The organism is Leeuwenhoekiella marinoflava DSM 3653, assembly GCF_900129005.1.
Taxonomy (GTDB): Bacteria; Bacteroidota; Bacteroidia; order Flavobacteriales; family Flavobacteriaceae; genus Leeuwenhoekiella; species Leeuwenhoekiella marinoflava.
In genome coordinates this window covers 289581-299427 of the sequence record NZ_FQUN01000007.1, presented here as the reverse complement: position 1 = coordinate 299427, position 9847 = coordinate 289581, and the positions used below count along the sequence as shown (strand labels likewise).

6 protein-coding genes and 1 pseudogene are annotated in these 9847 nt (G+C 37.0%); 4 read left to right on the top strand and 3 right to left on the bottom strand.

Annotated elements, in window-relative coordinates; genetic code table 11:
* Together BUB91_RS21135 and BUB91_RS07395 are read left to right on the top strand one after the other, a co-directional pair.
* Positions 1 to 257, top strand: a pseudogene (locus BUB91_RS21135) (IS4 family transposase); the annotation flags it as partial.
* Positions 258 to 381: 124 nt separating this feature from the next.
* Entirely contained in the window at positions 382 to 2973 is a 2592-nt protein-coding gene (locus BUB91_RS07395) for a DUF3857 domain-containing protein (RefSeq protein WP_073098588.1), read from the top strand.
* A gap of 76 nt (positions 2974 to 3049) precedes the next feature.
* Here the strand turns inward: BUB91_RS07395 and BUB91_RS07390 are convergent, their stop codons facing one another.
* The 3 genes from BUB91_RS07390 to BUB91_RS07380 all read right to left on the bottom strand — a co-directional run bounded on the left by BUB91_RS07390 (position 3050) and on the right by BUB91_RS07380 (position 7515).
* Positions 3050 to 5749 (bottom strand): carboxypeptidase-like regulatory domain-containing protein, encoded by a 2700-nt coding sequence (locus tag BUB91_RS07390; RefSeq protein WP_073098587.1) that lies wholly within the window; start codon positions 5747 to 5749, stop codon positions 3050 to 3052.
* Positions 5750 to 5803: 54 nt separating this feature from the next.
* Positions 5804 to 6628: a GLPGLI family protein gene (locus BUB91_RS07385; RefSeq protein ID WP_073098586.1), complete on the bottom strand. Its 825-nt coding sequence runs from the start codon at positions 6626 to 6628 to the stop codon at positions 5804 to 5806.
* Positions 6629 to 6693: 65 nt separating this feature from the next.
* A complete protein-coding gene (locus BUB91_RS07380) occupies positions 6694 to 7515 on the bottom strand; it encodes a GLPGLI family protein (RefSeq protein ID WP_073098585.1) in 822 nt (273 codons plus the stop codon).
* Positions 7516 to 7640: 125 nt separating this feature from the next.
* Between BUB91_RS07380 and BUB91_RS07375 the strand changes: the two genes are divergently transcribed.
* Both BUB91_RS07375 and BUB91_RS07370 read left to right on the top strand, forming a co-directional pair.
* On the top strand, positions 7641 to 9152 hold the full coding sequence (locus tag BUB91_RS07375) for a sensor histidine kinase (RefSeq protein WP_073098584.1): 1512 nt from the start codon (positions 7641 to 7643) through the stop codon (positions 9150 to 9152).
* The gene (locus tag BUB91_RS07370) at positions 9145 to 9828 is read left to right on the top strand and encodes a response regulator transcription factor (RefSeq protein WP_073098583.1); all 684 of its coding nucleotides are present in this window, start codon (positions 9145 to 9147) and stop codon (positions 9826 to 9828) included. The genes BUB91_RS07375 and BUB91_RS07370 overlap by 8 nt, the downstream gene beginning before the upstream one ends.
* Positions 9829 to 9847 lie beyond the last annotated feature (19 nt).

The window sequence follows — 9847 nt, the reverse complement described above, 5'->3', positions numbered from 1 at the left end:
CGCTAAAGTATTTTCTCGGGGACAACCAAAATGCCATTGAGATCCAGATATGGGTAAGTTTGATCGTTCAACTTTTGATGCTGGTGGTGCAACGTAAGGCAAAAAGAAACTGGGCTTATTCCAATATGATGTCCGTAATACGGTATCATTTGATGACCTATATTGACCTATTCAAATTCTTGAAGAACCCAGGGGCCAAATGGGAGGAAGTCACCACAAAGGACATTGGACAACTAAGCTTGTTTGCCTCTCCATAGGGAGGTTCTATTTTGAAATGACCCAGGTAACTCAACAAAAAAGGGCAGTCACAAAGGATTATTCCTTATTTTAGATTTTTACCGGACAACAATGATTTTGAAAAGATAACCTACATCTATAAGTATGCTCCAGAATTATTATTCGGTACTTTTTATTCTCTTCTTCTTTTCTCAAACTGTCGCACAAAAAATCACTAAAGAACCTATTCCTTCCTGGGTTTCTAGACAGAACCTGAATCAAAAAGCTGAATATCCAGATAAATCCAACGGATTTTACTATCTAGTTTTTAACAAAGAAGACAATCTTTCCCTGCAAACTACTTATACCCGTTACGCTTACAAAATACTCAACAGTCAAGGTGTTCAGGAAATGAGTGAAATTGATATTTCGTTTGATCCTGCTTATCAAAAAGCGGTAGTTCATGAACTAACAGTTTACCGGGATGGCAGACCTCTGGACCGATTAGAAATTTCAGACTTTAAAATCATTCAACGAGAGCAGGATCTTGAAAGACACCTTTATAACGGGCAGGTTTCAGCTATTAATTCGCTTTATGATATACGGGAAGGAGATGTAATTGATTATTCGTTTTCCATCATTGGTTACAATCCGGTTCACGAGGGTAAGTTTAGTAACCGGTTTAGCCTTCAATATTCAATTCCTATTGAATGGTATCGGTATGCAGTTACATTTCCGCAGGATCAAAACATCAATTTTAAATTATTTAATGATGCACCTGAGCCAAAAACTATAAAACAATCTGGCAACACAACATACTCTTGGGAGGCAAAATCAATTCCTGCAATGCTTTATGAGTCTAATGCGCCAGGATGGTACGATCCGTCGCCAATGGTAGAGCTTTCTCAATTTAAAAACTGGAATGAAGTTGCTACGCAATACAGCAAATATTATAAGGTTTCAAATTCTGAAAAAGAGTGGCTAACAAGCGAAATTGAACCGCTAACAAAAGGCTTATCTAAGGAAGAAGCAGCTACTAAATTAATAAACTTAGTACAGGATGAAATTAGATACCTGGGTTTTGAAGACGGTTTAAATTCGCACAAACCCAGCAGTCCCAAAACGGTATACGAACGCCGGTTTGGAGATTGTAAAGACAAATCTTTTTTACTTTCAGAATTATTAAAAACACAGGGGATCAATGCACAACCCATTTTAGTGAATTCGTATTATGGGAGCTCTATAAAAGATCGTTCTCCCTCCCCATTTGCATTTGATCATTGCATCGTGCAGGTTCAATTAGATACGAATAAAACCATTTTTATAGATCCTACAATCAGCGATCAGGGTGGTAAATTTCCAGATATTTATTACCCAAACTATGAATACGGACTTACTTTAAATACCAGAACAAAAAATTTAATAAAATTCTCAAAACCTAAGAAACCAGAAATTGATTCAAAAGAAACTTTTGAGATTTTTGAGATTGGCGGAGCTGCCTCGCTAAAAGTAGTCACCAAATATAAAGGAAGTGCTGCAGACAATCAACGTTCTGTTTTTGCATCGAGCACCATTGAAAATATGAATCAAAGCTATACTGATTTTTACAGCTCGCTGTATCCTTCTATTAAAATGGAAGGTTCTATTGAAACAGTTGATGAGCGGGATACAAATGTTTTTATTGTAAAAGAGTCTTATTTAATCGATAGTTTATGGACTACACCTACCAATAACAAAAGCTATATAGTTGCAGAATTTAGACCTATGTCTTTAGAAACCTATCTATATCCTACGGCAAGCACAAATCGTACAATGCCTTTCTATATCGATTCTGAAGTCAAGTATAAGCACCACATCAAAGTGTTTTTTCCGGAAGCCTGGACAATTGAAAACGATCAAACTAAGATTGAAAATCCCAATTTTAAGTTCAGTCAATCTATAAATTATAAAAATGCCACGCTTGATATTATTAATGAATACGAGCACCTTACTGATTTTATAGAACCCGCAGATGTAAGCACTTATCTCGCAGATCATACAAAGGTTCAGGAGGGTATCACTTATCAACTATCCTATACTAAAAATGGAGGCGCTATGCTGAGTGAAAATGATTCTGAAAGTCACTTTCTAACTAATGGGATTATGTTTTTTTCAATTTTAGGAATTTCTATTTTATGCTGGCTGCTCTATTCTAAAATAGATCCTGTTGTAACCGTTAAACCAGATCACCATCAAAGTATTGGCGGCTGGCTTATTTTATTTGCCATTGGTATTACCTTAACGCCTATAATTCTTTTGGTTCAGTTTGCAAAAAATCCCGATTTTTATATAACCGATTATTCTTGGAAATTTCTTTTTTCTACAAATCTCAAATTAGCTGTCCTCGCCATTTTTGAAACTATCTTTAATGCCTCGTTTCTGATATTTTCAATATTTGTTATCATACTTTTTTATAAAAGACGCTCTTCTGCTCCCCGAATGATTGTCTTTATGTATGCTGTAGTTTGTGCTTTTCAGATTATCGACAATGCTATTATTTTACAGATAGCTCCAGAAGATTATACAGTTGCAGACAGACAGAATATTTATTTTGACATAACGAAGCTAACGCTCAGATCTGCTGTAGTAATCTGCTACTTTTTAATGGCAGACCGCGTGAAAAACACCTTCACTAAAACCTATAAAAAACAAGCCTGGGATACTGAATCCTATCCTGAAGAGCGAAAAATCATAGCAACTGACTCCCCTTCGGTTTAATTTTTTCGGTAAAAAACTGGAAAACTCATCACGAGTTTTCCTGTTTTCACATCTACGTAAGACTAATTAATTGGGACTATAAATTGTATTTAATAGAAGCCATCACAATACGCGGCATCACAAAATACTCCGTAGTAGTGCTAAAGGTTTCATTAAAACTATCATTGTTCAATGAATCTACGTTGAGTAAATTGCTCCCGTCTACTCTAAATTCCCATTTGCTATCTGGTTTTTGATAACGCAAAGTCGCTTCAATAAACGCGTATTCATTTTGTACGGTATTATCCTTATCATAGTAGTTGTAATAACTCCAATCTGCTGTGAAGGTAAAGCCGTTTAAGAATTTTACATCCATATTAGCAAAAGGTCTGTCGGTGTAAAAAATGCGGTCGCTGTTACCGTTTTGATAGTTGTTGATGCTTCGGTTATACCCCACTTCAAAGTTGGGTGCATTCTTAAAATTGGTTTCCACACTTCCCTGATAACTCTGGGTGAAATTCTGCGAGAGCGTGGGCTGTGCATTTACGATATTGTTCAATTCGCTATACGAAATATTAGCGCTCAAATTAGCCTTCCATTTTCTAAAGGTTTTTTGAAAACGTCCGTTAGCACTCAATACCTCATCTATAAAATTGCTATTAATAGGCGATGAAGCCTGATTGATCTGATCTATCGCTGTACTGCTCTTTATCGCGTCAATACGCTTTGTGTAACTCACGCCGCCATTCAGGTTTGTAAAATTGAACATATTGAAGTTGAAATAATTTAAACTCGCGGTATGAAAAATCGCATTTTCAATATCCCGATTTCCTCTAAACATTCGGTTATAATCATTAAAAACATAACCTTCAGCAAAATTGTTCACATCTGTATAATCTGCCGTCATCTGGTAGTTTAAGCGCAAACTTTCGCTTTGCTTAAACTGCGCGATCGCATACAAATCGGGTAACACCTTCCATTCTTCCTGACTGGTTTTTGTTCCCAATTGCTCTGAAGAAACATTATAATTATGCAGCGTCACTCCCGGAGTGAATGTAAAAATACCGGTCTTAAACTTGTAATGTGCTCCTAAAAACAAATCGCTAAAACGGTAAGCTACATCATTATTTAAGCTGGCATCGGTGAAATTATTCTGGCTGCCACTATCTAAGATTTGATATATAGACGAATTAAAATCCTGACGACTTTGTGTGGTTCCCAGCGTTAAATTGAGATTACTCTTATCATTGATCACGTAGTAATAATCAATCTTGCTGTCTATTTTATTAGTCTCAACCATTTTATCCTGATTGATATCAAAGTTGCTCTGATCTGTATCTAGCGGAAGAATTTGTGCAAACGGCTGCTGGGTTACTATCGCCTCGTAAAACGGATTTTCTTTTTGATATAAATGCTGCACATAACCCGCAAAAATATTCTTTTCGTTCAGGGTATAATACGCGTTCAAATTCTGATTTAGACTGAATGGATCATTATTTTTATTTTCAGTTATCGGGTTGTTAGTAACTCCGCTTGCATCCGTAAAAACTGAAAGCGCATCTGTCATTTCAGACTGCTGCGATTTTTTCGCCAAAACATCATAATCCAGCTGCAGCTTCTCATTAGGCTTATAAACAGAACTGAATTTTGCCATAGCCAACTGATTACTCTGATTGCTATTTTGTGTATTGACCTCGGTTGCTTCTGTAGAAATATAATTACGCAAAGACCGTTGAATAAAGTCTGTTGAATTATCACTGAACAATAAAAACCCACTTAAATCCCACGCATCTGAAGCTTCATAACTGAAGTTAGCCGCACCAAAATTGGTTTTAATTTCGTTAGCCCTGTTGTTTTGAGAAACCAAAAATCCGAGTCCACTATCTGAAATATTAAACGAAGTTCCCCCTCTTGAATTGAAGTTTCTAAAACCTCCTGTAAAGTTGAAGTAATCCTGGAACGTAAATGGAACATCTCCCATATTATTAGTGTTTCCAATGATATTAATGCTTCCTTTAGGACTGTAGTAGAACAGTTTTGCACTGCCCAGATACCGGGTTTGCTCGCCATCACCTATACCGCCTTGCAACTCACCAAACCAAAAATTCTTCTTTCCTTCTTTTAACTTTAGATTGATGGCCACATTATCTTGATCATTACCCAAGCCGCGCATCTGATCGACCTCGTTGTAATTTTTTAAAACCTCAACTTTCTTCAATGCATTTGCCGGAATATTCTTTGTTGCCAGTTTAGAATCCCCGTCAAAAAAATCTTTCCCTTCAATCATCACTTTAGAAACCGTCTGCCCTTCTAACTGAATTTCTCCGTCATCATTCACTGTCACTCCCGGAAGTTTCTTAAGCACATCGCCCAGTTTTTGTTCGGTGCCGTTTGTAAAACTATCAGTGTTATATACAATAGTGTCACCTCTTACAACCACCGGCATTTCATAAATAATCTCTACATCATCAAGCTGATCTGCCGCCGGCATCATTACAAAATCTAGCGTGATATCTTCAGCACCTTTTTCGATCTTAATATCTTTTGTAGTAGGCGCAAGACCTAAAAAACTGGCTACTAAAGAATAAGCTGCACCAGAGGGCAAATTAAATTGGTATCGCCCCTGCGTGTTAGATATCGCATACGACTCCATTTCACCGGTATCTGTATGGGTTGCTATGATATTGGCAAGTTCTAAGGGCGTGCCTATACTGTCTTTTACTGTACCGCTTATTCGCACGTTTTGCGCTTTCGCTGTTAGGCTGACTAATAAAAATAGGGCTAGAAAATATTTCATATTTGGTTAAAGCTTGTTCGTTGTTCGTTGAAGAAATAAAGAGAAAATCAACCTCTACTGCCCCGGGCCTCTGCGTCTACCATTACCAAAACGCTTTGCCATTTCTTTAGTTTTTTCGGCTACAATCTCTTCATATTCTGCACGAGAGACTTTGTTACCTTTTTTAGGAGTTTCTATATCCAGACCTTCTTTTGGGTTAATCACGATCTTATTGCACAAAATCACGGTACGACCGGCACTCACTTCTAAGATTAGGCCGGGAAGTCCCCAGTATTCATCTGGCCCCTGACTCACGGGAATCTGTGGGGTATACCAGGCCGTGATCACTTCTTCTTTAGGCATGTCAACTGCTGTAGTATCTTCTTCTCTACCGCGACGCATTGCTTCAAAAGGATTTACATCTCTTTTACGAATTGCAATAGCTTTAAAAGCCGCATACTGACCAATCATTTTACTTTCTTTCTCTAGCTTCCAGTCTAATTTAGACAGCGTGTCTTTTACTAAAAAACTCTTTCCCATCAGATCATTTTCACGGGCATATACATCATCAGCGATGTTCTTGTAGATTCCGCCTTGCGAAAAACCACCTCCCATAAAACGCATTCCACCACCGGTTCCCGGAGTTTCTAGTTTTTCTTCTTCTTCGTAAATAGATTCGTCTTTAGTAAAAGAGAGGGTAAATGTTTTTTCGAGCCGACTTTTCATGCGCTCTGCAAACTGTTTTTTCATTTGCTCGCTCATTTCGCGACTGCCAAAATTCTCAAAATCAAATGAAGTTTTAGATTGATAGGTAGCAATACCTCCATCAAATTGTTGTGCCTGAAGCTCTGCAGTTGTTAGAACCAGCGCAAGAACCAGAAATAAAGATTGAATGTTCATAAGTCAAAAGGTTTATCGCTGTTTGACTTCTGTTTTTCATAAAGGTTTAACATTCAAATTGAAAATCACCCACCTGTTTTAATCGTAAAACTATTGCCGTCTCCACGGTTGCTGCTGTTGCGTTCGATCCATTCTTTCATTTTCTCTTCTTGAATGACCTTTATACTGGCTTCGTCTACTATTTTGCCTCCTTCCGGAGCTTCGATATCTATTTTCTCATCAGTGTTGATTACAATCTGACTGCACAAAATACTTTGTTTCCCATCTTGCACTTCAAGAATTAAACCCGGCAAACCCCAATTCATCGCAGGTCCATGACTTACCGGGATTTGAGGCGTATACCACACGGTTACCGTTTTAGAATACGTAGTGTCAACCGTTTTCATAGAGTCTGATTCAAAAGTTTGGTTGGTAACTTCTTCGCTACGGGTAGCTTTAAAACAGGTGTAATCTCCAATAGATTTAGTCTCCTTTTCCAATTTCCATTGTGGCATTTGTAAAGAATCCTGAACTAAAAATAGTTTACCCAAAACATCTTCCTGTCGCTCATAGCGTTTTTCGGAAGTATTTTTATACAAAATATCCTGACTCTGACTCACCTTGATCTGAAATCCTCCTGAAGAAGCTACATCTGGTGTTGCCAGCTTTTCATTCTCTTTATAAAGCGATTCATTACGAGTGAAGCTGAGTGTATAGGTTTTTTCAAATTGCTTTTTGAGTTGTTCTGTAAGCTGTTTCTGCATCGCATCGGTCATATTTTTACCTTCCATTTTTAGGTCTACCTGACGTCTGCTTTTGTAGGTTGCCACACCTTGAAAGTCCTGGGCGATTAATGCTCCCGTAAAAACGAGAAGAAATACAAGAATAGATAGCATTTTGATTTTCATAACGGTTTGATTTGTGATTGATTCTGAAACAAAGATGCACAAGCCTTTAAAACAAAAGCGTTAACCAGTGTTAACGTGTGTTAACCGGAGAATCTGTTCTGGAAATTTGAATTTACATTTGAAGTATGAAAAACAGAAGTTATCTTGTCTTAATCTACTTTATCAGCGTTGTAATACTCGTTACACTCTCCATTCAGTTTTATTGGAACATAAAAAATTATGAAACAGAACGCTTCAGACTTATTGATGAATTACAAGCCAGTCTGGATAATGCTGTAGACAACTACTATACTATTTTAGCTCAAAAAAATACAATTGACTTTTTTTCAGATCAAATTTCCACACCTAAAAATGCACTTTCCGTACAAATAGACAGTCTTATAAAAAAAATTGATATCAGTAGTCAAGAATTTAAAGGAATAGACAGTATAAACCCACAAAACATAAAAGGCATAAAAGTTTTAAGAGGAAAAGCCATAGACAGCTTTGTTGAACTAAAAGATTCATTTGATGAATTCAACAAAAAGAGCACTTTAGATACCTTACTCAAAACAGCAAGACATTTACAGATTAAGGATAGCGTTAGTAAAAATCCGTGGTCTGTTTTTACGTCAAAAGTTGTCATTTCGATTACCGAAGACACGCTTCAACTTGAAAAAATGGATAGTCTTCTCGATGCTGAATTACAAAGAAGAGATATCAATATTGCTAAATCTTTAGAGTTTATAAATTCTAAAGGTTTAAAACAAATAGTAAATCAAGATATAAAAAATCGGTCTGGACAGCGCACCTATTCTACAAGTAGTTTTTTGCCTAAAGACAGTTCGCTAAATTTATATTTTACAAACATTAAAGCCACTCTTTTTAAAAGAATTATAGGCGGTATTATCCTCTCGACAATTTTAATAAGTGCCGTCATCGTCTGCCTTCTATTTCTACTTAAAATCATCAATCGACAAAAACAACTTGCCGAAGTTAAAAACGACCTTATCAGCAACATCACCCACGAGTTTAAAACACCTATTGCGACTATCAGCGTTGCGCTGGAAGGAATCAAAAATTTTAATACCGAAAATGATCCCGTTAAAACCGGCAACTATGTGAATACCTCAACCGCCCAACTGGATAAACTCACGATTATGGTTGAAAAATTACTGGAAACCGCAACCCTAGATAGTAACGAGCTTTCTCTAAACAAAGAAGAGATTAATCTGAATGAAATTTTAAAGAATTTGGTTCAAAAACATCAAACGCTGGCACCTCAAAAAAGTATCAAGTTTACTAGTTTTAGGGAAAACAACTGGATTATGGGAGATGCTTTTCATCTGGATAACGCCTTTAATAATTTGCTCGACAATGCGGTAAAATATGGCGGCGATGCAATTGAAGTTTCTTTAAATTCAGCTAATGAAAGCTACACGATCAGCTTTACAGACTCTGACAACACCTTAAACAAGACCGAAATCAAACAGATTTTTGAAAAGTTTTATCGAGTACCCAAAGGCAATACACACGACGTAAAAGGCTTTGGTATCGGCTTGTATTACACCAAAAAGATCATTGAAAAACACGGTGGAAGCATCAGCGTTTCTGTAGCAAATCAAACCACTTTTAAAATACAACTCCCCAATGCCTGAAAAAACATACATACTTTTAGCCGAAGATGAAGCTGCTCTGGGACAGATTGTAAAAGAAAGTCTAGAAACCCGAGATTTTATAGTTGATCTGGTTGATGACGGAGAAAGAGCTTTAAGATTATTTCAAGAAAAAAATTACGAAGCTCTGGTACTTGATGTAATGATGCCGAAAAAAGATGGTTTTACCCTTGTTAAAGAAATCCGTCAAGAAGATGATAGCATCCCTATTATTTTTCTCACGGCAAAGTCCCAAACCAATGATGTTGTTGAAGGCTTTAGCATAGGTGGCAACGACTATCTCAAAAAGCCCTTTAGTATGGAAGAGCTTATCGTCCGCATTCACAATCTAGTGCAGCGCAAACAGCTGCAGAAAAGTTCAGATATTATTACAGTTGGAGGTTATCTGTTTAACTTCCCTAAACAAACTTTGCAGTTTGAAGATGACGAACTCGTTTTGCTTACTCACCGGGAAGCGCATTTATTATTTCATCTTATAAAAAACAAAAATCAGGTTTTAGACCGCAGCCTAATCCTCAACAAACTTTGGAATTCTGATGATTTTTTTGCTGCACGAAGCATGGATGTGTTTATTTCTAAACTGCGTAAAAAACTGGCAAAAGATGAAAGCATACAAATCATTAATGTGAGAGGCTACGGCTATAAACTGACCTATTGAATTCCAAAGCTTGCCTTGC

Coding starts and splice junctions, on each gene's coding strand:
- BUB91_RS07375 (WP_073098584.1), top strand. CDS start 7,641: ATGAAAAACAGAAGTTATCTTGTCTTAATCTACTTTATCAGCGTTGTA.
- BUB91_RS07380 (WP_073098585.1), bottom strand. CDS start 7,515: ATGAAAATCAAAATGCTATCTATTCTTGTATTTCTTCTCGTTTTTACG.
- BUB91_RS07390 (WP_073098587.1), bottom strand. CDS start 5,749: ATGAAATATTTTCTAGCCCTATTTTTATTAGTCAGCCTAACAGCGAAA.
- BUB91_RS07385 (WP_073098586.1), bottom strand. CDS start 6,628: ATGAACATTCAATCTTTATTTCTGGTTCTTGCGCTGGTTCTAACAACT.
- BUB91_RS07370 (WP_073098583.1), top strand. CDS start 9,145: ATGCCTGAAAAAACATACATACTTTTAGCCGAAGATGAAGCTGCTCTG.
- BUB91_RS07395 (WP_073098588.1), top strand. CDS start 382: ATGCTCCAGAATTATTATTCGGTACTTTTTATTCTCTTCTTCTTTTCT.